The 23732-nt window shown below is 29.7% G+C and carries 27 protein-coding genes; all 27 read left to right on the forward strand.

Translation table 11 applies throughout. From position 1 onward, the window contains the following. The first annotated feature begins 141 nt into the window (after positions 1-141). The gene (locus NMK29_RS16150) at positions 142-816 is read left to right on the forward strand and encodes an MBL fold metallo-hydrolase (protein ID WP_159092087.1); all 675 of its coding nucleotides are present in this window, start codon (positions 142-144) and stop codon (positions 814-816) included. Positions 817-1086: 270 nt separating this feature from the next. Next, complete coding sequence (locus NMK29_RS16155) at positions 1087-1551, forward strand: SRPBCC family protein (protein ID WP_199915027.1); 465 nt, start codon at positions 1087-1089, stop codon at positions 1549-1551. A 63-nt stretch (positions 1552-1614) separates the two neighbouring features. Beyond that, a complete protein-coding gene (locus NMK29_RS16160) occupies positions 1615-2367 on the forward strand; it encodes a hypothetical protein (protein WP_108801920.1) in 753 nt (250 codons plus the stop codon). Between the two features lie 87 nt (positions 2368-2454). Next, entirely contained in the window at positions 2455-3573 is a 1119-nt protein-coding gene (locus NMK29_RS16165) for an AraC family transcriptional regulator (protein ID WP_108801921.1), read from the forward strand. A gap of 65 nt (positions 3574-3638) precedes the next feature. After that, entirely contained in the window at positions 3639-4328 is a 690-nt protein-coding gene (locus tag NMK29_RS16170) for a CPBP family intramembrane glutamic endopeptidase (protein WP_108801922.1), read from the forward strand. Positions 4329-4460: 132 nt separating this feature from the next. Continuing rightward, entirely contained in the window at positions 4461-5495 is a 1035-nt protein-coding gene (locus tag NMK29_RS16175) for a serine hydrolase (protein ID WP_108801923.1), read from the forward strand. Positions 5496-6129: 634 nt separating this feature from the next. After that, complete coding sequence (locus NMK29_RS16180; RefSeq protein WP_108801924.1) at positions 6130-6867, forward strand: LytTR family DNA-binding domain-containing protein; 738 nt, start codon at positions 6130-6132, stop codon at positions 6865-6867. A gap of 122 nt (positions 6868-6989) precedes the next feature. Beyond that, positions 6990-8204: an alpha/beta hydrolase gene (locus tag NMK29_RS16185; RefSeq protein ID WP_108801925.1), complete on the forward strand. Its 1215-nt coding sequence runs from the start codon at positions 6990-6992 to the stop codon at positions 8202-8204. Between the two features lie 447 nt (positions 8205-8651). After that, a complete protein-coding gene (locus tag NMK29_RS16190; protein WP_108801926.1) occupies positions 8652-9449 on the forward strand; it encodes a hypothetical protein in 798 nt (265 codons plus the stop codon). 42 nt (positions 9450-9491) lie between these two features. After that, positions 9492-10034, forward strand: coding sequence for a hypothetical protein (locus NMK29_RS16195; RefSeq protein ID WP_108801927.1), 543 nt, complete (start codon positions 9492-9494; stop codon positions 10032-10034). A 95-nt stretch (positions 10035-10129) separates the two neighbouring features. Next, positions 10130-10828, forward strand: coding sequence for a hypothetical protein (locus tag NMK29_RS16200; RefSeq protein WP_108801928.1), 699 nt, complete (start codon positions 10130-10132; stop codon positions 10826-10828). A 194-nt stretch (positions 10829-11022) separates the two neighbouring features. Further along, entirely contained in the window at positions 11023-11556 is a 534-nt protein-coding gene (locus NMK29_RS16205; protein WP_108801929.1) for a sigma-70 family RNA polymerase sigma factor, read from the forward strand. A 63-nt stretch (positions 11557-11619) separates the two neighbouring features. Then, positions 11620-12501: a PhzF family phenazine biosynthesis protein gene (locus NMK29_RS16210; RefSeq protein ID WP_108801930.1), complete on the forward strand. Its 882-nt coding sequence runs from the start codon at positions 11620-11622 to the stop codon at positions 12499-12501. A gap of 147 nt (positions 12502-12648) precedes the next feature. Continuing rightward, entirely contained in the window at positions 12649-13233 is a 585-nt protein-coding gene (locus tag NMK29_RS16215; RefSeq protein ID WP_108801931.1) for a Crp/Fnr family transcriptional regulator, read from the forward strand. Between the two features lie 80 nt (positions 13234-13313). After that, positions 13314-14015: a hypothetical protein gene (locus NMK29_RS16220; protein WP_108801932.1), complete on the forward strand. Its 702-nt coding sequence runs from the start codon at positions 13314-13316 to the stop codon at positions 14013-14015. 164 nt (positions 14016-14179) lie between these two features. After that, a complete protein-coding gene (locus NMK29_RS16225; protein ID WP_108801933.1) occupies positions 14180-14506 on the forward strand; it encodes a hypothetical protein in 327 nt (108 codons plus the stop codon). Between the two features lie 9 nt (positions 14507-14515). Beyond that, positions 14516-15115, forward strand: coding sequence for a hypothetical protein (locus NMK29_RS16230; RefSeq protein ID WP_108801934.1), 600 nt, complete (start codon positions 14516-14518; stop codon positions 15113-15115). An 86-nt stretch (positions 15116-15201) separates the two neighbouring features. Beyond that, positions 15202-15756 (forward strand): RNA polymerase sigma factor, encoded by a 555-nt coding sequence (locus NMK29_RS16235; RefSeq protein WP_255411745.1) that lies wholly within the window; start codon positions 15202-15204, stop codon positions 15754-15756. A gap of 29 nt (positions 15757-15785) precedes the next feature. After that, on the forward strand, positions 15786-16067 hold the full coding sequence (locus NMK29_RS16240; protein WP_108801936.1) for a hypothetical protein: 282 nt from the start codon (positions 15786-15788) through the stop codon (positions 16065-16067). Between the two features lie 13 nt (positions 16068-16080). Continuing rightward, positions 16081-16494: a hypothetical protein gene (locus NMK29_RS16245; protein ID WP_108801937.1), complete on the forward strand. Its 414-nt coding sequence runs from the start codon at positions 16081-16083 to the stop codon at positions 16492-16494. 87 nt (positions 16495-16581) lie between these two features. After that, entirely contained in the window at positions 16582-17931 is a 1350-nt protein-coding gene (locus tag NMK29_RS16250) for a YHYH protein (RefSeq protein WP_108801938.1), read from the forward strand. A gap of 67 nt (positions 17932-17998) precedes the next feature. Beyond that, positions 17999-19030 carry a hypothetical protein gene (locus tag NMK29_RS16255; protein WP_108801939.1) on the forward strand — a complete coding sequence of 344 codons (1032 nt, stop codon included), beginning with the start codon at positions 17999-18001 and terminating at the stop codon, positions 19028-19030. Between the two features lie 674 nt (positions 19031-19704). Continuing rightward, the gene (locus tag NMK29_RS16260) at positions 19705-20541 is read left to right on the forward strand and encodes a LytTR family DNA-binding domain-containing protein (RefSeq protein ID WP_108801940.1); all 837 of its coding nucleotides are present in this window, start codon (positions 19705-19707) and stop codon (positions 20539-20541) included. A 124-nt stretch (positions 20542-20665) separates the two neighbouring features. Beyond that, the gene (locus tag NMK29_RS16265) at positions 20666-21325 is read left to right on the forward strand and encodes a CPBP family intramembrane glutamic endopeptidase (RefSeq protein WP_108801941.1); all 660 of its coding nucleotides are present in this window, start codon (positions 20666-20668) and stop codon (positions 21323-21325) included. A gap of 475 nt (positions 21326-21800) precedes the next feature. Beyond that, a complete protein-coding gene (locus NMK29_RS16270) occupies positions 21801-22382 on the forward strand; it encodes a pentapeptide repeat-containing protein (RefSeq protein ID WP_108801942.1) in 582 nt (193 codons plus the stop codon). A gap of 133 nt (positions 22383-22515) precedes the next feature. Continuing rightward, a complete protein-coding gene (locus NMK29_RS16275) occupies positions 22516-23109 on the forward strand; it encodes a hypothetical protein (protein WP_108801943.1) in 594 nt (197 codons plus the stop codon). Between the two features lie 62 nt (positions 23110-23171). After that, positions 23172-23636: a hypothetical protein gene (locus NMK29_RS16280; RefSeq protein WP_108801944.1), complete on the forward strand. Its 465-nt coding sequence runs from the start codon at positions 23172-23174 to the stop codon at positions 23634-23636. The last annotated feature ends 96 nt before the right edge of the window (positions 23637-23732 follow it).

Consider the following 23732-nt stretch of genomic DNA (forward strand, 5'->3'; position numbering starts at 1 on the left):
GCTATACGTAATTGCTTGTTCTCCCCTACTTCTGAAAATCCTTGCGGTTTTCAGTTTGGTGCATACTTGCAAAGTTAAGTGCTAAAACACACAACTATTGATACACGAGACCGTTCGTGGTAATTTGACAAACAAATGAAAATGTCTTTTACATATATCTATATTTTGACTTTACTGTTTTCGTGTAACATGAAAAATGAACCTGTTTATACTCAATTAAAGCCGAATATCTATGAGATAAACAACCAATATTTCTATAGCGAAAAAGTTCACACATATCTAATTGTATTGGAAGATAAAGTACTTCTATTTGACATTCCGACCTATTCAAAAGAAATCAAAGATTTTATAACTTCCTTCGAGAAACCCGCTTATGCAATAATTTCTCACGGTTCGTGTGGAATTTCGGATGGAACAGAATGGCAGAGAGAAATTGGTCTTAAAGTCTATGCTCATAAAGCCGACACGAATCACCCTTGGTTAAGAATGAAACCTGATGTCTTCTTTACAGAAATGCCTGAATTTGGAAAAAATATCGAAGTAATTCACACGCCTGGGCATAGTCCAGGAGCAGTTTGCGTATTAGAGAAATCATCAAAATCTTTATTTACTGGAGACACTTTCTATGGCAACAAGAATGGTGAGATTAGAGACTTTAGCAAAGAAAATCCTGCTGATTATGAAAACCTATCGGACAGAATTGAAAGTTGTAAAAAACTATTGAACTATGATTTTGAAGATGTTTATCCATTTCATTATGAAATAATAGATAAAGATGGAAAAGAAAAATTAATGGAATACTTGAAAGATAAATAAAAGCTACCGCCAACGCGGTGTATAAAACATAGGGCGTTTATGCTTAATCGAAAGGTCTGTGCTTATTAACAAAGTCCGCTAAATATAAAATTTGGCTTTTAAAAAGTGAAAAATTAAAACAAAATATAAAAATTCGGCTCTGTATTAATCCGAAAAATTAGTGTCGCCATCGCACCATCTCGCCCACTGCTCTCGCAGATGTCGTACGCTACTTTTCATACACAAGTGGGTTGGCAGCAAGTTAAATGCTATTCAAAATCTGATATAAAAATGAATGATTTAAAAAACTCAAAGGTAGAATGTCAAATGATGATAAGAAAGTCTGTTTCAGAAGTATTTCAAGCATTTGTTGACCCTAGAATTACAACCAAGTTTTGGTTCACAAAATCAAGTGGAAAACTTGAAAAAGGGAGAACTGTAACTTGGGAATGGGAAATGTATGGTATTGCTGAGGAAATAAAAGTAATTGAAGTTGTGCCTAATAAGAAAATAACTATTGAATGGGACAATCCCTCGACAACAGTGGATTTTGAATTTTCAGAATTATCTAAAGAAACTACTTACGTTGTAATAAAAAATTATGGCTTTCATCAAATCGGAAATGATTTAATTGAAGCAATTAAAAATAATACTGGTGGTTTTACAACTGTATTAGACGGATTAAAAGCTTACCTTGAATATGGAATCGAACTAGATTTAGTGAAAGACAAATTTCCTAAAATCCAAAAGAAATAATAAAATAAAAACCTCGTGTATACTTCCAAAAACCATATTAAATAAATCAATGACAGTTTACTTATGAAGAATTTTCTTTCTGTTTTTTTTAGATCAAGTGACGATAAAGAGAAGATCAAATTAAGAAGAGAATTTGAGAACGAAAAGCAAAGGTTTACTAATGAGCTGAAAAAAAAAGATATTAGCTTTCTACTTGATAATATGGAATCTTCAGAGTATTTCTCTAATATAGTTGTAGAAAAACAAAAAGTATTAAAATCCTATGGATCTGAAGACTCTATAGGTCATTATGTAAGGGCACAAGTAAGGGATTTGAAAAACCTCGAATTCAAGAATAAGCTTATTAGTTTTTTAGATCAAGAAGAGTACTATGATAAAAAAGACAAAATATATACCTGTCTTTCTTCTTTATGTGGAAATACTAACAACGAAGAGATTTACTATTTTTTGATGAAACAATTAAATAACGAAGAAAATTATAAAATTGAAATTCTTCAAGGTTTATGGAAATTTCAAAAAACAATAGATTACGATATCGAACCCATTAAAAGCATTATACTACATGGGAAATATTATGAAAGATTAGCCGCTATAGAAGCGTTAAAGAATTCGGATCATCCAGAAATTCATGATTTTCTTTTGAAAGAATTTAAAACTAGTGGTGATGATTTTATGTTAAAAATACTATGGGTAATCTGGAAAACGTCTACAGAAGAAACGATTCCAGTATTAGAAAAAGGTAAGAGAAAATCAAAAGATCGATATTTAAGATTAGAAATTGAAAAATTGATTGATGATATCAAAGACAGAAAATAATACTATATACAACAGTTTGTATATTGCATATGTCGCTTTCGAAAGGCAAACGCGACATACAAGGGATGTTGTAAAAAATTATAGTAAATGAACATTATTTTAGGAATAGGTATTGGAATAAATCTATTAGCAGTTTTTCAATTGTTGAAAGGAAAAAACTCCAAACTTATTTCTACTAAAATTGCTGTTTTAATTAATATAGTATGGTTTGTTAGACTCATTTTTTTTCTGCTAAAAGATTCTGAAATAGCTTTAAAATTTCCACTTTTATTAATGTTAGATCAAAACTTGCTATTGTTAGATAGCGTGGTTTTATGGCTTTACTCAAAATCTTTATTACATACCACAAAGTTTAAATTTAAAATACTCCTAAATTTTCTTCCTTTTACAATTGGCTTATTACTCTCTATAAGTATGTATTTCTCAGTTCCTGATGAGTTCATTGTAGAACAATTTATAAAACTTAAAAATGACATAACCAATAATAAGTCTCTGTTCTCTATAGATGTTTTAGTTCTTTTCTTAGTTATAATTACGATATCAACCGTATATTTTGTGAAGAGTATTAAAGAGATAAAAAAATTTAATAGTGTTCTTTATAATCACTTTTCGAGTCTAAAAAACATTAGCGCAAATTGGATTTTAAAGTTTCACAGCTTATGGGTTTCTCTTTTCTTAATTCCAATTATACTCTATTTTATTAATTATATGTATCCTGTAATTAACATTGGCATTTTACTAAGTTTTATGATTACAATACAAGTACTCTTTTCATTTATTTTTAATTCAAATGTATTATCTCAAATCTATGTTAGCATACCTAAAAAAGGCATTATAAAACAAGATACCAAACCAATAAACCAATTTAAAAATGAATTAGATGAGCTAAAAAAGGCTTTAGAAACAGAAAAGTATTATCAAGATGAAAATCTTTCATTGGTGAAGCTTTCAAGTTATCTAAATATTAAATCTGTAGAGTTAACTGAAATCATTAAATACAGTGAGTTTGAAAATTTTTACGATTTAATAAATACGTATAGAATAGAATCTATAAAAAGAGAACTCATATCATCTTCAGAACAAATTATGATTATTGCCTATGATAATGGTTTTAATAGTAAATCTGCATTTAATAGAATATTTAAAGAAAAAACAGGTCAAACACCTAGTGCTTTTAGAAATTTAAACAGAAATACGTCCCAATAATATTAAAAGGACGTCCATCCCTTCGACTGCCACTACTTTTGTTTCAAATTAAAATTTAAACAATTATGAAAAAAGTTTGGCAAAAAATTCCCGCTTGGTTAAAAGCAATGTTATTAAACATTATTTTATTATACCCAATAATAACTATTAATCATATAATAATAAAACTTAACCTTGAACACTTTCCAGAATATGGTATAGGTTTAATACTTGTTTTGATGATGCTTTACTTGTATTGGAGAATTATAATTAAATGGAATCCATTTACAAGTAAAGACGATATTGAAATAAGTTTTACGTTCAATATTTTAGATAAAAAAAACATAATAAGCATTTTAGGTTTAGGTTTATTTACTGTTTTAACTATTTACTTTAGTTATATAATTTTTGACATCGATAACTCACCACAATTAGACTTTATAAAATCATTTTCAAATTATGATGCTATAACAGCAATTCCACTTTTGTTAGCATTAACACTCACAGCTGGCGTAGTAGAAGAAGTTACTTATAGAGGTTTTATGCAGAATACTACAAATAGAAAATACGCTAAAATAGTAAGCTATTTAATTATTGGAGTATTATTCGCAATCATTCATTTTTTACCACTAGAGTTAATACTACCATATATTCTAATTTCCATTGCTTATAGTTTTATTGCTGATAAACAAAAGTCAACTGGCTTGGTAATATTCACTCATTTTTTAGCAGATTTTGTACTGTTTATGTTGATTTATCTCAATGTATTATCATAATAGTACATTCTTTATATAAGCACAATTAATTTCAAAAAGATAGTTATACGAATTTTTTGAAAACTTATGTTCAAATTGTAACAATATCTAAAATCTTAAATCTTTAGTACATACCCTTAAATTTCAAATTCTATGTATAAAATAGTATTAGCTTTAGTTATCATACCCTTTTTCGCCATTTCTCAAGTAGAGAAATCAGAAGAAAAACTAGAATCCTTACCGAACTTTGGAAATCAAAGAAGTATTGAAAATTGGTTAGAAGAAAACAAAATTCCGGCCATTGGAATAGGAATCATTGAAAATGGAAAACTTTCAAATATTAACGTCTACGGAAATCTTAAAAAAAATGAACAAGCGCCATATCACACGATATTCAAAGTCGCTTCTTTAACGAAACCAATTGTTTCAATTCTTACGCTTAAGCTTGTTAGTAACGGGGATTGGGATTTAGACGAAACCCTAGATAAATATTGGATTGACCCAGATGTAATTGATGACCCCAAACATAAACAATTAACAACGAGACATATTCTCACACACCAAACAGGGTTTCTTAATTGGAGGAGACAACACAAAACGAAAAAACTTACGTTCGATTTTGAGCCGGGAACAAATTTCAGGTATTCTGGAGAAGGCTACGAGTATCTCAAAAATGCTTTGGAACGTAAATTTAAAATGTCTTTAGAAAAATTAGCCGATTCTCTATTGTTTAAACCCATTGGAATGCTTGATACCAAATTTACATGGCAACATGGAGTTGATGAAAAAAGATTTGCTTTCAATCATGATAAGAACGGTGAAATTTTAGAAACAATTAGAAACGAGAAAGCTTACGCTTCAGACTTAATGTTATCCACTATTGAAGATTATGGTAAGTTCGCTGAATTTGTAATAAATGGTGCAGGTTTATCTAAAGAAATTTATAACGAAATGATTGACTTACAGGTAGAGACACAAAATGATTCCTATTTCGGGTTAGGTTGGGAAATCATACCTGATTGGTACGGAGAAAAAATCTTAATGCATTCTGGTGGAGACCCAGGAGTGAGAACATTGATTATATTGAATTTGCAAAAGAAAAAAGGTCTCATAATTTTCACCAATAGCGATAACGGAGGTTATCTTCTGTGGGAAAAAACAATTATAGAACCCATTCTAAGAGATTAATTAATTGAAAATAGACTTTGCCCAACAATGTTTATAAGCAATAGTAAATTAAGTGATAAAACAAAGGTTAGTGTATAACCAAAAGGTTTGTGAATAGAAATCTGCTACTGCTTATACACGAAATCGTAATGTGTCATACGAAAAAAAGATTTTGGAATTGAATAAACTTTTAAAATATCGAGAAAAACTAAATCTCACTTAAGAGGAATTAGCTAAAAAAACAGATGTTTCTGCTTGAACTATTCAGCGTATCAAAAAAAGTAACAGAACCAAAAGGGCATACTCTAAAGGTTTTGACAAATTAATATTTTTAAATAGTTTATTTGAAGTTATGATACAACAAGTTTATCCAACTTTTTTCTTGGTTACTTTATTTTTTCGGGCATTGGATTGATCGGACTAACATTATTGATAAAGCAAACTCACAACACTATATATAGCAAATATGGCGATTAGATTTTAATCGGAAATAATAGCTTATCTATTCTCCCTACTACTCATAGTCGAAGTCGTTAGCAATAATTTCCTATATAAAGAAACGCTACTCATTCGATAAACATTAACAAAATCGCAACAACATTTATATAATTTATTAAATGCTTAAATTAGTCCCAAACTCAAATATTATTAACAAATGAATAAACTTAATCCGTCTATAAAACATCACTTATTGATAGGGGTATTTATAGGAATTTGGATATTCTGTTTTGTTTACTTTATAAGGCCATTTGAGATAGAAACTTTTTCAAATACTAATTGGGTAGGTCTCGGAATTGGGTTTTCATTTCTTACATTTTTGTGTTACGGCATGGTAGCTGTTATACAAAACAAGGTTTATAAAAAGATAATGAGATGGAACGTTACTTTTGAGATTATAACTATTCTATGCTTATGCTTGATTTTGAATATTGTTTTCTATAAGTATTCTAAAAGTTCAATTGTAAATAGTGTCTATAATTTTTATTTCTTTTCTTTTCTATTTGCAAAGACATGTATTGTTTTAGTCCCCCTATTAATATTCTCTAGATTATACGTTGTAAGACTCATTCCTCATAAAGAGACTCAACTCACCATAAAAGGAGATAATAAATTAGATATTCTTAAAGTGTACCCTTCGGATTTAATAAGCGCATCTAGCTCCCAAAACTATGTAGAGATTTTCTATTTAGATAATGGAGAGTTAAGTTCAAAGCTTATTCGTTCTTCATTAAAAAAGCTGCATCAAGAGATTCCTTTTTTAGTACAAGTGCATCGTTCGCACTTTATAAATCCAACACATTTTAAGTCGTGGAAAAACCAAAACACGATTTACCTTACCCAAATGGAGGTCACTGTTTCCAAAAATTATAAAGACATTATTTTAGCCTTATAATTTTCGTCCCTGAAAAATCACATTTAGTACCAAACCCATATTCTTTAAGGATTTGAAGCTTTTTAAAATGTATTTTTATCCTGTGATAATATTACTAACAATTCTTCATAAAAGTTTCTTCGATGAAAAAAATATCATTATTATTAATTCTTATAAGTATACATTTTCAGATCAATGCTCAGTTTTGTAAAAACGAAAAAAACGAAATAGTTATTGGAATAGAAGATTCTTTATATTCTTATGTCCTTAAAGAACATCGTACTATTTGGGTACATCTTCCAGAAGAAATAGAAAAAGGAAAAAAATACCCGGTAATATATGTATTAAATTCTCCCAGGCATTTTTATCCAGTGACAGGCATGTTAAAATTATTGGAGGATTTTGATATTCCAAAATCTATAGTTGTGGGAATTACAAATACAGATGGTACTAGAGATTTTACTCCTACCAATGTAATTGTAGGCCGTCAAGGACAATCTGTTGAAACTTCTGGTGGCGCTTCTAATTTTCTAGAATTTATGCAATGTGAACTTGCTCCATATCTTGAAAAAAAATATCCTACAGATAAGCTGAGTACCATTGTAGGGCATTCTATAGCAGGACTTTTTACAGTATATGCCTATGTAAACCACCCAGACGTTTTTGACAATTATTTGGCTATAGACCCAAGTCTTTGGTGGGATAAAGAAAACCTAGTAAAACAATCTAAAAAGTTACTTGAAAAAGATAATTATAAAAACAAATCATTACATCTTGCTGTAGCAAATAGTTATAAAGTAGACACTGTTAAAGTTAGGAGAATGGATGATGAACCCACCGAAGGGTTAAGAGCAAATCTTAAATTTCACGATATACTGGTAGAAAATCAAAAACATCTTGAAACATCTTGGAAGTATTATCCAGAAGAAGATCACGGAGGTATTGTAACACTGGGAATGTACAATGGTTTACGATCTGTATATAAATGGTATAAATTTAAAGAAAGATGGCGTTTTAATACTCCAAAAAGATATAGTAAAGAAGAGCTGACACAACCTTTTTATGATCACTTTAATAAACTTAGTACTAGGTTTAAACGCGATATGAAACCAAAATGGGAGTTTGTAAATGAATTAGGATTCTTCATGTTAGACGTACACGATTTACCTGAAAAAGCCAAAGCCTACCTTGATATTAACTTACATTTTTATCCAGAAGAATCTAGAAGTTATGTAGCAATGGGTGATTTCTATTCAAAAATAAAAGAAAAGAAAAAAGCCATAGAACAATATCAAAAAGCTATTAAAATTGATGATAATAAAGATGCCAAAAAAAAGCTAAAAGTACTAACTAAATAAAAATTGTGACCTAGGACAATACAGTTTTCTAGATAACTATAAGTACCTAAAATATTAAGGTATTGAGGAATAATTTGAACTCAAAAAATCAACGAAATAGCAACATAGTATAAAACTAATTACTAGTACAGGTCTTTTTATAAAAGTCCTTACGAATTTTATATTCTGCTTCTATTTTCTAAATTAGTTGTCAAACAATGCAACTAATCTTATCCCAAACGTTAGCGACAAGTTGAAAATGAAAACTAAATCAACATCAATATTCCTTTTAATGATTTCTTTTATTAGTTGTAAAACTGACAAAAAAGAAGTATCTGATTTAAGTTTACAAAGTGAAAACATATAGTCAATACTGATTCAAGCACACTTGAAGTAATCAAACTCAAGACAGATAAAAATTTTAGATTTAAAGGGCTTGCAATTGATTCATTAAAAAAAATAGCATATTTGGGAAGTTGGGACAAAAAACAAATTGTTAAAGTATCATTAAAAGATAAAACTCATTCTACAATTCCAACAAAATATAGCGGAAAATTAAACGGAATGGGGACTTTCTTAAAGAAAAACTTGCTCTATGCTGTAATGAATGAAGTTGATGATGACCCAAACATTAAAGCTATTTCTGTATTACTTGTAATAGACACTAATTCCGATAACGTATTGCAAGCCTATGAATCTACAGCTAAAAACGGTCGAAATCATTTTAATCACGTTGTAGTTGATAATAATGGTGTTGCGTATATTTCAAACACACTTCAATCAAGTATACATACTGTTGATACGAAAAACCCAAAGGATAGTCTGAAAATATTCTTTGAGCATAAAGATTTATCTTTTGTACACGGAATAGATTTAAACAATAATGGCGAAAAGCTTTTTACAACAGCTTACGATGGAGGAATTAGATTTTTAGACATAAAAACTAAGCAGTTTTATTCGTTTCGAGACACTACATTAAATGCCAATGATGGACTTAAATATTACAAAGGTGACTTATACGGAGTAGGAAAAAATGCTATAAAAAAATACGCTCTTAACAAAGAAGAGAACAAAGTAATAAAAGTAGATACATTATTAATTGACCACCCTTTTTTCAATGACCCAAGATGTTTACATATTCAAAACGATTTCCTTTTTTGTTTAGCCAATATAGAATTTGAACCCGTTATTTTTCCAGGTGGAATCAGAAAAAAAAGAAAAAAAGCACTAGATGATACTTATTTAATAAAACTTAAACTAGAATAAAAACCAGTGCCTAACAAGCTTAAAAACACCTATTAACATTAGATGAAAAAGATTATCAAAGCATTTTTCAAAGAGATAGTTCCTATTATCGTTGGTATTTTAGTCGCATTATATATCAACAATTGGAATGAAGATAGAAAGGACAAAAATTATATTAATCGAATATCAACATCTATCCAAAACGAATTAACCGAATCCCATAATGATATAAACATAAAATTAGTTCAGCAAAAAACGTTAATTGACTCTCTTAAATTTTATTTAAAAGACGACCAAATTTCATTAGATATAATAATAAAAAAAGCAGATGGTATTTATATCCCGAAAATAAGAATCAACTCTTGGAAAGCAATTTCTAATTCAAAAATTGAATTAATGGATTATCAGAAAGTTTCTACTTTGGCAGATATCGAGGAGCAAAAGGATCTTTTGCAAATGAAAGCTGAAAAGTTAATAGACTTTATTTATTCAAATTATAAAGAAACTGAAAAAGAGAAAAAGGAATTTATGATAATAATGATGTCTGAAGTTATAAGTACCGAAAAATCTTTGCAAGAAGATATTAGGAAAATTATTAAAGAATAAAGGCCAGTCTGAATAATAAAAAATGTCTCAAGATTAAATACTATTATTAAAAAGTTCAGAAAATAACTAAAGCATAAAAACCCTTTACTAACAACATGTATAAAACTATAAATACATTTCTTCTTTCACTTTTATTCTATTACTCATATTCTCAAGCTGGTAAAATTACTGTTATTATCCCTGATTGCGGAGTAGACTCACAATGGAAAGAAATAAAAACAGATGTAAATAAAGTATATTGGGGTGTTTATGAGGAAAAAAAGTATCATAACTGGGGTAATTTTCTAATCAAAAAATATGATAATACTAAATCTACTATCCCAAAATTTTTAATAAAAGGGTTGAATTTAAAAGATAGTATTTTCACAACAGGAAAATGGATAAATAGAATGTTGTACCCTGCAGAATCAATTACATTTTCTGTTTATAATATAGAGGATGAAGAGAATAGCAAAAATTACTTTCTCTACGCCAAAGGGAATATAATTGAAACAGAAAAAGGTGAATTCCCTTATTTTAAGAAAATTAAAAATTATGAACTTGTTGTAGATTCATACAACGATAACACTAGACAAACAATTAGAAAAATGGATCTTTTTTCTTTTCCTTCTGGTGGTTTTGAAGGAGGAGTGTTTATCCATTGGATTGGAGATTTGAATTGCGACAAGCTACTTGATATGCTAATTGGAACTTCTGAACATTATGCCGGATCAACGCTTTCATTATTTTTATCTGACAATATTTCCAAAGAGTTATTTAAAGAATATAAAGTGGGTGGGTGTTCCTGGGACTAACACTATTGCTAACATTACATATGAAATTCAAACGAAGTTTAGTACTAGATAGAGGTCATTTCTTTTTTGCTGTAACGCTAAATTTTCATAAATTGAATAAGAAAAAAAATGTGCAGATAAATTGATGGGGGCAAGTATATTTACTATGTTCCAATTAATATATTTGACGTTGGCAACAAGCTAAAACCAATATTGTGAATACTGAAGAAATCAATACAATTTGGATTGACCTACATGAAGAACTTTATAAGTTCATTTTAGGAAAAATGAAAGATGAACAAATAGCAAAAGATATTCATCAAGAGGTTTTCTTAAAAATTCAAACTAAAATCCATCAACTAAAGCATACTTCTAAACTTACTTCTTGGGTTTACCAAATCACAAGGAATACCATTATTGACTACTTCAGAAAAGCAAACAATAAAAACGTATCAATAAGCGATTTAGAAATTCCACAAACGGATACTAATAGTTTTGATTACAAAAACTTGACCAGCTGTATCAATCAAAAAATCGAAAATCTTTCCTCTCTTCATAAAGAAGCAATTATTTTAACTGCCTTTAAAAACTACTCTCAAAAAGAACTTGCAGAACATTTAAAAATCTCATATTCTGGCACAAAATCAAGAGTTCAAAAAGCTAAGGAAATTCTAAGGGAAAACATTTTAAATTGTCCGAATGTAGAATCCGATAGTACGGGGAAGCTGATAGACTTTGAAAATAATTAAATTTAACTACGTCTTTTTCTAACTAATTGCGTCCATCTCATATAACATATAAAAAAAATAAAAATGGGCAGTTCAAAAAAAATAGTTACCGTACAGATACTTAACGCCTTTGCGGAAAATGGAAAAGGTGGTAATCCAGCAGGAGTAGTTTTAAATGCAGATGAATTATCTAATAAAAATAAACTTGAGATTTCTAAAAAAGTAGGGTTATCAGAAACCGCTTTTGTTTCAAAATCTAAAACGGAAGACTTTAAATTAGACTTTTTTACTCCAAATAAACAAATAGCACATTGCGGACATGCTACAGTAGCAACATTTTCTTATTTAAAACAAATTGGTTTACTGAAAAATAATAGTTCTTCAAAAGAAACTATAGATGGAAAACGAAAAATAGAAATAATTGGAGATTTAGCATTTATGGAACAATTGGCTCCAAAATATACTGATGTAAGTCATAAAGAAAGTGTTGTTTTAAAATCTTTAGGATTGAAGAAAAAGGACTTAATTCCAAATGCTCCAATCCAAATAGTTAATACTGGAAATTCATTTATACTAGTTCCAGTTATAAGCAATGAAATTTTAAAGAATACAATTCCTGATTTTGATTTGATAAATGAAGTTAGTGATGAGTTTGATTTAATTGGTTATTATGTATTCTCTACCGTGACAGAATTTGATGCCACTTCAAGAATGTTTGGTCCTCGTTATGGAATATTAGAAGAGTCAGGAACAGGAATGGCTGCCGGACCACTTGCTTGTTATTTATTTGACATTTTAAAAATTAAAAAAAGCACTTTTAATATTCAACAAGGCAAGTATATGGAAAAGCCCTCACCAAGCCTGATTATTGTTAACTTACAAATAGACAAAGGAGAAATTAAAGATTTAATGGCTGGTGGTAAAGGAATATTACATAGGAAATTAGAAATTGAAATTGACAATTAAAAGCAAGTTGTCAAAACTGTGTATAATTAATTGCGGGTTATTGTTTCTCGGAAAATTCTATTAACTCCCCTCAGGTTCGTCCACTTTTGCTATCTTTAGTTGCAACGCGACTAACCATGCATAAACACGTTGTAGCCAATACGAAAAATGAACCCGACTAAGAACAATTCCCTGACAAAATTCATTAAACAAACCATTCCTTTTAATGAGATGGAAGTAAACGAAATTGTTGACTATTTTCATTTATTAAAATTAAAAAAGGGTGATTACTTTTTAAAAGAGAATCAAATCAGTGATGATTATTTTTTTCTTGAAAAAGGATTAATGAGAACATATCTACACGATTTAGAGGGAAAACAAATTACTACAGATTTTTTTTCTGAAAATAACATTGTTTTTGAAGTTACATCATTTTTTATGAGAGTGCCTTCAGAAACCAACATTCAAGCCATTTCAGACTGTATAGGTTATAGGATTTCATATGAAGAATTAAACATGCTTTTTCATAACAAACCAGCATTTAGAGATTTTGGACGAGCTATTTTGGTTAAAGAATTTATCGCATCGAAAAAAAGAGTGTACGCTATGATTAATCAAACTGCCGAAAAACGATATCAAAATTTGCTCTCTTCAAAACCAGAAATTATAAAAAGCTCCCCCTTGAAGTACATTGCTTCCTATTTGGGTATTACCGACAGTACACTTAGTCGAATAAGAAAAAACATTATATGATGTAACTCAATTTCTTGCCTTTTATCAAGTGTAGTTAGTTTTTTTAAACTGAATTTTGTAGTATTCAAAACGTTGAAAAAATGACAGAAATTGCAATTACTACATCCATTGGGTTTACATTAACAACGGTACTTACTCTCTGGTTCTTTTTTAAAGCTTCAAGAAGTAAAAAAGCACTTTACGCTATTTTATTTTGGATGAGTATAGTAGGTACTCTCGGTATATTTGGATTCTATCAAAAGATAGATACCTTTCCTCCAAGATTTATATTCTTACTTGCTCCAAGTATCATATTTGTCTTTTTACTTCTTCTAAATAAAAAAAGTAGAAATTTTATGGACAATATAAATTTAAAATGGTTGACTTTATTGCATACCATTCGAATTCCTGTAGAAATTGTTCTGTACTATGTCTATTTAGGAGGATTAATTCCTGCCCTTATGACTTTTGAAGGTTATAATTTTGATGTTGTTTCTGGGATAACAGCTCCTATAATTTATTACTTGGTCTTTGTTAAGAAAGTACTGGATAAAAAAACACTTTTAATTTGGAACTTTTTGGCTTTAATATTACTAATAAACATATTAACTATTGCCATACTAAGTGCCCAAACACCATTTCAAAAATTGGCATTTGAACAACCGAATATAGGTGTAACTTATTTTCCATTCGTTTGGCTTCCAGCGGTTATTGTTCCTATAGTTTTATTTTCCCATTTATCCAGTATAAGACAATTATTAAAACTTCAAAATAAAAACGGAAAGATTGAAAATGAGGCATAAATAATAAGTACTGGCTAGAACAAAGTATAAAATTAATTGCTTGTAAAACTTACCCAAGAAATATCTCGTAAACTTTTCTGCTCGTGATTCATTTACTAACTTTAGTGCTTAATCACACAACAAAACCATGGACGAACACGTGTTGTGCTTAATTTAAAGAAACATTGTCATTTCCTAAGAAAAAATCTAGAAAAATTATTATTGATAATCATTCTTTTAGATGGATGATTAAAGTAGATTATTATGGAGTAATGTTATTAATAATATCAGAAGAATATAATGGTCAAAAACTGTTTGCAAACTTTAGACATAGTATAAACGGAAAAGGCTCTTGCATGTATAGTAATCCATTTATTGTAGAACCTAACTTAGTCAGAAGAACAATTTTATATGGAATATCTAAAGGTTATAACCCTAAAGAAAAAGGTAATGATATGAATTTAGGTGATTTAAGTAAAGAATTAGTCATCAAAACAATTGATAAAAACTAATTAATATAAATGAAATTCGGAATCTTTGATAGCTTTTGGGACAATCAGCCAAACCACTTACCTCTTTTAAATCTAAGAATTGATTTATCTGATACCGAAACTTTCAATCTTGGAAAATCTTTAAAACTACTAGACCAAATAATATCTAACAGTACGATAGAAGAAATATACAATGATACATTAGCAATGTTAGCTGAATTAAACTGGAGGCTTCATTTAGTAGCATTAATTACGATTCTAAAACTCGAAAAATCAGAGCAGCAAAAATTCATTGATTTTTTATGGAAACGACTTTGTCTAGGGACTTGGGTAAGTCCACAGCTTTTAGTAACTCTTTTGAAAATTGATTTTAATTTTAAAGAAAAGTCCGAACTGTTGCTTAATGAAATCGGATTGAATGAATTCAGAACAAATTATCTTAGTGAACAAGAATTAGTTGGAAGAACGTTTAATTATGAGTTGGCTGACTACAAAATATTAAACTCTCTAAGATATTTAAACGACAGAAAAATTCTAACGGATATTGATGATGATAATGGAGCGAAAATTGCTCAAAACTGGAATGAACAACTAACCGAATTGAATAAACTTGGACTAATAAAAAACTAAACTACTTATTGATCCGTTGATGAATATAGGACAGTGTTCCTATTTAGATATGACCATTTTACATAAGCAATAATTCTGTATAAATTATCCATAAAAAACTTTTAAAACATATAGCCCTAGGTGATCGTAAAGCTTTTCTAAAATTATATATATTGTATAAAGATAAAGTATATAATACAGCTATAGGATATGTGCAAAATATTGAGGAAGCAGAAGAAATCACACAAGACGTTTTTTTAACTATTTATAACAAAGCTAATACATTCCAGGGAAAAGCTAAGGTAAGTACCTGGATTTATAGAATTACTGTAAACAAAGCGCTAAATCAAATAAAAAAAAGAAAAAAACACACTATATCTAGAAATGAAATCAAAGAGTTTTATCGTATTGATTTCAACCATCCGGGAATTCAATTGGAAAATCAGGAGAAAGCGCAATACCTGTTTGCAGCCATTAATAAACTTCCTGAGAATCAAAAAACTGCATTTCTATTAAGTTATGTAGAAGGATTACCTAGACAGGAAGTTGCTGATGTTATGGAGACTACATTAAAATCTGTAGAGAGTCTATTACAACGAGCTAAGGTTAAATTAAGAAATCAATTAACTGCTATATATCCCGAAGGAAAAAAGAAAAAATGAGGTCTAACAAATATTAGGATAACGAAACAATGGATAAAAAAGAAAAATGGGTACATGAAACTTTAAAAAGTTTGGATAACATAAAGACTGCCTCCCCTAGAGATGATTTATTCGATACTATAATTACTCGAATTCCCGTCAATAAAGAAAGAAAAATTATTCCACTTAGACATTTAGGATGGGTTGCTGCTGTAGCGGTTATAATTCTAACAGTAAATATATATACGTTGAAACTCAAAAAGGACAGTATCGATAATACTGCGAAGAAATCAGAAGACCAAATTTCCTTATTAACGGATTATAGTTTTTAAAAATCACAAACATATGAAGCGAGAAACATTATATAAGATTGCGGTACTCGTTCTATTAATAATCAATGGAGTACAAATCTCCTTTTTTTTAGTAACAAAAAAGCCGAGAAAAAATTCTAAACAACATCATAAACCAAGTGCAAGAGAAATATTACATTTAAACACGAATCAAGACAATCAATTTAAAGAATTTAGTAGAACACATGGGGAAGCTATGAGGTTATTACAAGAAGATCAAAAAGAAAGCGTTCGTACCTACTTTTTAGAACCCACAGATTCTCTACTACGTCATATTTCAGACATTGAAGCAAAAAAAATAAAAATTACAAAGAAGCATTTTGAAAACATGAAGTCGATACTTAACAAAGAACAACTTACTTATTATGAGGACTTTAAAAAGAAAGCGCTAAAATTTATTTTACGCTAAAGTTTATTTTAATTAATAAAAAATCAAAAATGCGCGAAGGATTTGAGATTAGTTCTTGTCAAAAGGTTAAATTAAAACCTATACATCATGAAATTAAACTCATTTCTTATTCTGGCAATACTCCTAATATCCAGCTTTATTGCTGTAGCACATGAAGGAGGACACGGTACCAACGACCATAAAACCTGGAAAATTAATAATCAAAATATCGAAGCTTCATTCCTTGCTTTTAAAGATGGACAGGTATTATTAGAAACAAAAACAGGAGAAGTTCTTTTCTTAGATTTATCATCATTCTCCAAAGAAAATCAGCAATTGATCAATAAAAAAATTGATCAAATAGAAAAAATTAATTACCAGTCAAGCTCTAATGCGATTGCACCTATATATCAACAACAGACAGGCTATAATATACTGATAACAATATTGCTTGTTGGGTTACTATTAGGAAGTATCTTTGTTATAATCTTTTTCAAAAAGAATAAAAAAATAGCCTCTTTTATAACCACGTTATCATTATTAATTATAATAATAGTGGCTTGTACTACAGATGATGCTATAGATGCTGTAGATGATGAACCAATAGATACTTCTGTACCTGCCAATAATTTAACCATATTACAAGAACATTTTGGCCATTTCGTAGATGTTACCACAAGCTCAGACGATACTTACTTTTATATTTCATCAACAGGACTTCCTGAACATAGTATGATGGTTGGTATAACAAATTGGCAACAACAAGTACCGATTGATCAAAACTATACAGAAACAAATAGTTGGGCTTTTCCAATACAACCTGTCCTTGCAGAATCTCCTTTATCATCTTCTGAACACTTTTTGAGAGGAGCAATCGCAATTGCAGTTAATGGGATTCCAATTTTTAATCCTTTAAATAATCGTGGAGAAGATGCACTGGTTATAGGAGAATTAGATAACTGGGGAGGGCATTGCGGAAGAGCGGACGATTACCACTATCACGTTCCTCCTACTCATTTAGAGTCTATTATTGGCTCTGATCAGCCATTGGCTTATGCACTTGACGGTTTTCCTGTTTATGGCGAAACTACAGATACACTTGATGAATATTTAGGAAAATTTAATGATGATGGTTCATACCAGTACCATACAACAAATACATTCCCTTATTTTATTGCAGGAATGCGAGGTGAAGTTATGCTAGATCCTAATACTACAGCTCCAGAAGATCAAATTTTTCCGCAGGCTATGACACAAGAAGTCAGACCCGCACTAACACCATTGGCGGGTGCAGAAATTACAGAGTTTACTTCTACAGGAGTTAACGCTTACTCTTTACAATATCAGATCGGAGCAGATATCTATTACACCAATTATAGTTGGGACGAAAGTGGATTATACACCTATGAATATGTTGATAGCGATGGTAATGTAACAACAGAAACATATCAACGATAATTGCGCAAAAGTTTTTGATACGAAAAACACTCACCATTAATTGTATTACTTATTAAAAAAATTAAACATGAAAACTTATAAAAAAATGTATATCCTTTCGCTATTATCAATAATCCTATTATCGTTTAGTAATTGTAGTAATAATGATTCTAATGGGAACACAGTCGATCCTGATGATGACAATCCTGTTACTGATGAATATTCTGGTACGGCTTCTGTTAGCCAAGGTATGGGAATAACTACAATCGATAACCTATATGAACCTGGTATAAGAATAGCAACTATGGGAACCATTACAACATCAGACAATACTATTTGGACAGTTCCCGCAGAAGTAAATTATACCGATAATTCTTTTCCATTTGCTCCTGATTTACATAATTCAGATGGAACCAGCTATAATACAGCAGAAGAAGCTTTAGCAGCATTTGATGATACCAATAGTATAGAAATAGATAGTGATGGTGACCTCATTACTGGGTATATTTTTGGAGATAATTATTTTGAACTATATATAAATGGACAGGCCGTTGGAAAAGATGCCATTCCATTTACAGAATTCAATTCTCACATCGTAAAGTTTAAAGTATCTCGACCATTTACTATTGCAATGAAATTGGTAGACTGGGAAGAAAATTTGGGTCTGGGCACAGAACAAAACGGAGGTTTTGCACATCATCCAGGAGATGGAGGAATGGTGGCCGTGTTTGAAGATGCATTACAAAATACTATCGCCATTACCAATAGTGATTGGAAAGCACAAACGTTTTACACTGCTCCTATAAAAGACCTAAATTGTCCAACAGAAAATGGCACCATTAGAGACTCTTCTAATTGTAATACGGATTCTGAGATGGATGGAACTTCTTTTTACGGGTTACATTGGGAAATACCAACTAATTGGACAAATGAAGATTTTGATGATTCTAGCTGGCCCAACGCCACAACCTATACCAATGCAATTATTGGTGTGGATAATAAACCTTCTTATACAAATTTTACGGATGTATTCGATGATGCATCAAATGACGCGCAATTTATTTGGTCTACAAATGTTATTTTGGATAATGAGGTAATCGTTAGATATACTGTAGAATAGAATCAAATAGTAACATTAATATTCTTAACAGTTCTGGTGTAAACCAAAACCTTCAAACTAAACAATATGTTGTCAACTTTTAATTACCCTATATTACTCATTTTGGATGTTTAATTGTTGGTAACTCCGCTTTACAAAATTACAACTTTCTAACTATTTTCATCTAAAACAAAAACAACAGAAATATATACTCAGGTCGCGGTAAACAGTTTTAAGTTAACCATAAATCCACTCGATTTGTGAATACTATATAGATATATGTATATTGATAAACATATATCTATATAGTATTTAATTAACAAAATGAATGTCTTAGGAACTTACCGCAAAGAATAGAAAAAAAGAATTTAATAAAATTTTCAGAGAAAAGAAAAGTCAAAGTAATTGCGTCAATAACTTGTAGAAAATAAAAAATATATAAAGAAATACTATCTATACTAATCTGGCGATCAGAAAACTTTCCCTATATCACCTTATTACTATTACCCATTTTTCTTTTATTTCTTATTTATGTTTTTGAGAGCTTGGAAGAAATTACCTTGAACATATTTTATTGAACTCTTATGCCACAGGGCCATAAGCTATTTTTTATTCAATATTTTTATTACTAAAACATTTATAGAAAATATCTATTATTTACTTTTGAAGCTGACAAAAAAAGAGCTTCAAAATTCATGAGTACCACACAACCAACCAAGAATACAACAAAAACACTGCGACATACTTGGATTAATGGTGCTGCATGGCGTTGGTGCAAGAAAGCAATTGTATTAACGATTTTCTCTTTAGTAGCCAATCATTTAGCGACCCGCGATAGTTTTCCCGGTGGAGAATCATATAGATTTCCTATAGAAGGTTTTCTGTCGACTATTGTTTTATCCATTCTTGTTGGGATCATAGCTGATCTTAATTTTAAATTTTACAAGAAAAAGTATTTCTCTAAAAAAGTAGAAATTGCTACGGTCGCACGATTTATGTTCTCTACTCTAGGATATATTACAATCATGTATATTCCTGTAAACATTATTATTGATAAAACAGCCGGTGGACAGACACAGTTCTATTATTTATTAATTGGCTTACTAATTACCTTGTTGTTATGTTTTATACTCATAGGTTTATTATATGCCCAGGATGTATACGATTTATATAAGTTATCAATAAAAGATGCCGAGATTACTATAGATAGTGGTACGAAAGTAAAAAAGCTTACCTACGAAAATATTGCGTGCTTCTATAGCGAAAACAAAATTGTATATACTGTTCAGAATGATGGCACAACAATTAACACCGATTTTACATTAAATGAGCTCGAAGAAAAAATAAACGATCAATTATTTTTTAGAGCCAATCGGCAAATTATTATTCATAAAGATACTGTAGACATAATCGAAAAGATTGAAAATGGCAAGTTACGTATCCGACTAAAAGCTTTCATTAAAAACGATGCAATTGCAGAAATCAATATCAGTCGTTACAAGCGAAAAATATTTATGGATTGGTTTCAATAAAGGATATAAAAAACTACCGACTATTCAGTTCTAAATTCCGACCATTCAGTAAAAACATCATTATTTAAAGGGAGTTTCAGAGATTTTGTTCATTATTTCGTTTAGAATTTAAAATCAAAAAACAATGAACAAAATCACATTACGTCAAATATTAATTCCATTAATTACCATCGCAATCATCTGCTTTTTTTGGTTTGGACCATTTCGTATAACCATAGAAAATATCATTATTTCTATATTAATCATCATAACGAATTATATAGAATATAAAGGAAAAGCATTTTCTGAACTTGGATTTCACCGTGAAAAATTCACATTCAAAAACATTTTTGTACTTGCTCCATTAGTGGCACTAGGGCTTTTTATTTTTTATGTTTTTATATTGGTTCCGGGGATTACAAAACTCACAGGAACTCCTATAGATTATTCTGCTTTTGATCAATTAAAAGGAAATCTTCCAGCTTTTTTAATTACTTTATTATTAGTATGGGCTACAGCAGGATTTGGAGAAGAAATTATCTTTCGTGGTTATTTTATGCGACAATTTGTAAAATTCTTCGGAGAAAGCAAAGTCAGTATAGCAGTGAACATTATTTTAATTACTGGTTTTTTTGGCTTTATGCATAGTTATCAAGGAATTACTGGACAACTTGTTACTTGGATCGTGGGAGCGCTCTTAGCCCTGATATTCTACTTACGTAAATATGATTTGTGGTTTCTGATTTCCGTACACGGTTTTTTTAACACCATCGCCTTATGTTGTATTTACTTTGATTTGGTATAACGATTCCCAGTAAAACACATACATCTTTTTTGGAACTATACTTTATTATAAAAAGAAAACAAAACGAGCACTATGCCCAACTGGTTTATGACAGTTAGATGGAGTTCTTGTACCAAATTTGATTCGAAAAAATGATTGTGAAAATTACAGTGGATATATTTCGTACTGTAGGCAGTACCGTTTATACTTTACGGTTATTAATTGCCTATTCACGAAAATATTCGCTGTCATTTTATTTGTTTTTATTTAGTATATTTTGGTAATTTTCAGCACCTCTTTTAGGTTATGGGATTTCCTTTATAATTGGGTATTCAATTGCAATAACGGGGTTAATTAAAAAATAGATAAAAAACGAATTAAATCCGAAGCTATTGTTACAATCAGTACGTAGAAGAAACGGACACGAATATCTTGATTAAAAAACAAACAAATTGATAAAACGTACCGCAAAGAATCATCTAAGAACAAGTATTAAATGAAAGAACAGTTTATAGAAGAGAAAACATTTGATAGAAAAGATTTTTCGGAAATTCCACTTGAAAAAGGTGAATACGAATTATGTGTGTTTTTAAATTGTAATTTTTCAAATTCCGATTTATCTCATATCAGATTTGTTGATTGCGAATTTCACAACTGTAATCTAAGTACTGCTAATATTTTCCAAACAGGATTTCAAAATGTACTTTTCAAAGATTGTAAAATCTTAGGATTACATTTTGATAAATGTAATGATTTTGGATTCTCAATTAAAGTTGATAACTGCCAGTTAAATCATTCGTCATTTTTTAAACGAAAGCTTTCAAAAACTTTATTTAAAAAATCTAAACTTCAAGAAGTCGATTTTACTGAATGTGATTTAAGTTCAGCTATTTTTGATGATTGTAATTTACAAAACACAATATTTAATAAGACAGACCTACAAAATGCTGATTTCAGAAATTCTTTCAACTTTACAATTGACCCAGAGAACAATAAGATTAAAGGAGCGAAATTTACTTTGGAAACTATAGTAGGGCTTTTAACAAAATATAATATCAAAATAGAACCAAACTTATAAAAATAGAATAAAAACTGTTTCTAACATTATACGTAGTAAATATAGATTTCGGTACTTAACGAATGTTTAGTTCTATATTTAATCACCACCAAATCGTTGATTTGGTTTTTAAGAATAATAAATTAAAAACAATATGGGAGGAATGTTTCATCCTACTAGTATGGGAATAATTGACGGACGTATAATAGGTTTAAATAACTCAGTTGATATTACTCGATTTATTATAAACAATGGCTTAAAAGAGATAAAAATGCCTGATCATTATACATTACCTGGAACCGAGTATTATATTGGTTTTGGTACAGGTTATGAGCTTGGTCAAATAATGAGAAAATTATTAGAAAAGGATACCACATCTAAAATGCCCTTATCCAAAAAAATAGACTGTCTTTCGTTTCTACTAAAAAAACAAGAAGGCTGTAGATTAATTCTATCAACTGACTCTTTTCTAGATAATATCAAATGCTGGGATGAACTTAACATTTCAAAAACGATTGTAAATGATATCCAAAGTCTTCTAAAAGAAAATAAAGTCCAAAGAGCTGTTAACAAAATGCTTATATATCTAAAGGATAGATTTTATTTAAAAGCTTCTATAGAATTTTATCCTATTTATGAGAAGCTATTAAACCTTAGACAGGAAAAAAAGAAAAATAAAGATTTTGTTATTACCGAAGAATTAGAAAAAATAAAAATAGAAATCCAGAGTTGGATTCGTTTAAATTAAAAAAAACGAGTGGAGCACAAAAAACAAGAACCTTTGACAGTCTTTAGATAAGACTAAAATAGATGAATGAGCTACTAAATAAAATAATCGATATTCCAATAAATAGTCTAGTCTTAAACTATCTCAAAATAGACTTTTCGGATGATTTATTATATTTTAAAAACTGGGGAAAAGCCAGAACAGAATTTGATGAAGGTGGAATCGCTTTATTTGATGAATTCGGCATTAACATTCCAATTGAATACAAATATTCAATTAGCATATATAACATAATGGTAGATCCTAACACAGGAGAAATTTTTGCTTTTCATAGAGGTAGGTATTCATTATTTCTAAAATGTGACTTTGAATATTTTGGCATAACTAATTCAGATGCTTATAGAAAAGGATATACGTTTGATTGTATCACAGATATTACAGAATTGGGAAAAGAATGGGCTTTTATGGATAAGTTTGAAGATTCAGAAAGCGAAAAACTTGAAAGGACATACGAATTAATAAAAAAACGAAATGCTAACAATGTATAACGAATCAGCAAAGTCTTAGGAATTTTGCTATGCGCATGGCAGAAGGTAAATATTGATTTACTACCGCACTTTTCATAACTAATCCAATGTAACACA

The sequence above is a fragment of the Aquimarina sp. Aq107 genome, from assembly GCF_943733665.1.
GTDB lineage: Bacteria > Bacteroidota > Bacteroidia > Flavobacteriales > Flavobacteriaceae > Aquimarina.

Bases quoted from the DNA above. Each gene is read 5' to 3' on its own strand.
- NMK29_RS16265 (WP_108801941.1), top strand. From the start codon at position 20,666: ATGAACAAAATCACATTACGTCAAATATTAATTCCATTAATTACCATC.
- NMK29_RS16240 (WP_108801936.1), top strand. From the start codon at position 15,786: ATGGATAAAAAAGAAAAATGGGTACATGAAACTTTAAAAAGTTTGGAT.
- NMK29_RS16210 (WP_108801930.1), top strand. From the start codon at position 11,620: ATGGGCAGTTCAAAAAAAATAGTTACCGTACAGATACTTAACGCCTTT.
- NMK29_RS16250 (WP_108801938.1), top strand. From the start codon at position 16,582: ATGAAATTAAACTCATTTCTTATTCTGGCAATACTCCTAATATCCAGC.
- NMK29_RS16230 (WP_108801934.1), top strand. From the start codon at position 14,516: ATGAAATTCGGAATCTTTGATAGCTTTTGGGACAATCAGCCAAACCAC.
- NMK29_RS16180 (WP_108801924.1), top strand. From the start codon at position 6,130: ATGAATAAACTTAATCCGTCTATAAAACATCACTTATTGATAGGGGTA.
- NMK29_RS16260 (WP_108801940.1), top strand. From the start codon at position 19,705: ATGAGTACCACACAACCAACCAAGAATACAACAAAAACACTGCGACAT.
- NMK29_RS16275 (WP_108801943.1), top strand. From the start codon at position 22,516: ATGGGAGGAATGTTTCATCCTACTAGTATGGGAATAATTGACGGACGT.
- NMK29_RS16215 (WP_108801931.1), top strand. From the start codon at position 12,649: ATGAACCCGACTAAGAACAATTCCCTGACAAAATTCATTAAACAAACC.
- NMK29_RS16160 (WP_108801920.1), top strand. From the start codon at position 1,615: ATGAAGAATTTTCTTTCTGTTTTTTTTAGATCAAGTGACGATAAAGAG.
- NMK29_RS16185 (WP_108801925.1), top strand. From the start codon at position 6,990: ATGAAAAAAATATCATTATTATTAATTCTTATAAGTATACATTTTCAG.
- NMK29_RS16270 (WP_108801942.1), top strand. From the start codon at position 21,801: ATGAAAGAACAGTTTATAGAAGAGAAAACATTTGATAGAAAAGATTTT.
- NMK29_RS16175 (WP_108801923.1), top strand. From the start codon at position 4,461: ATGTATAAAATAGTATTAGCTTTAGTTATCATACCCTTTTTCGCCATT.
- NMK29_RS16155 (WP_199915027.1), top strand. From the start codon at position 1,087: ATGAATGATTTAAAAAACTCAAAGGTAGAATGTCAAATGATGATAAGA.
- NMK29_RS16195 (WP_108801927.1), top strand. From the start codon at position 9,492: ATGAAAAAGATTATCAAAGCATTTTTCAAAGAGATAGTTCCTATTATC.
- NMK29_RS16165 (WP_108801921.1), top strand. From the start codon at position 2,455: ATGAACATTATTTTAGGAATAGGTATTGGAATAAATCTATTAGCAGTT.
- NMK29_RS16245 (WP_108801937.1), top strand. From the start codon at position 16,081: ATGAAGCGAGAAACATTATATAAGATTGCGGTACTCGTTCTATTAATA.
- NMK29_RS16280 (WP_108801944.1), top strand. From the start codon at position 23,172: ATGAATGAGCTACTAAATAAAATAATCGATATTCCAATAAATAGTCTA.
- NMK29_RS16255 (WP_108801939.1), top strand. From the start codon at position 17,999: ATGAAAACTTATAAAAAAATGTATATCCTTTCGCTATTATCAATAATC.
- NMK29_RS16200 (WP_108801928.1), top strand. From the start codon at position 10,130: ATGTATAAAACTATAAATACATTTCTTCTTTCACTTTTATTCTATTAC.
- NMK29_RS16220 (WP_108801932.1), top strand. From the start codon at position 13,314: ATGACAGAAATTGCAATTACTACATCCATTGGGTTTACATTAACAACG.
- NMK29_RS16150 (WP_159092087.1), top strand. From the start codon at position 142: ATGTCTTTTACATATATCTATATTTTGACTTTACTGTTTTCGTGTAAC.
- NMK29_RS16170 (WP_108801922.1), top strand. From the start codon at position 3,639: ATGAAAAAAGTTTGGCAAAAAATTCCCGCTTGGTTAAAAGCAATGTTA.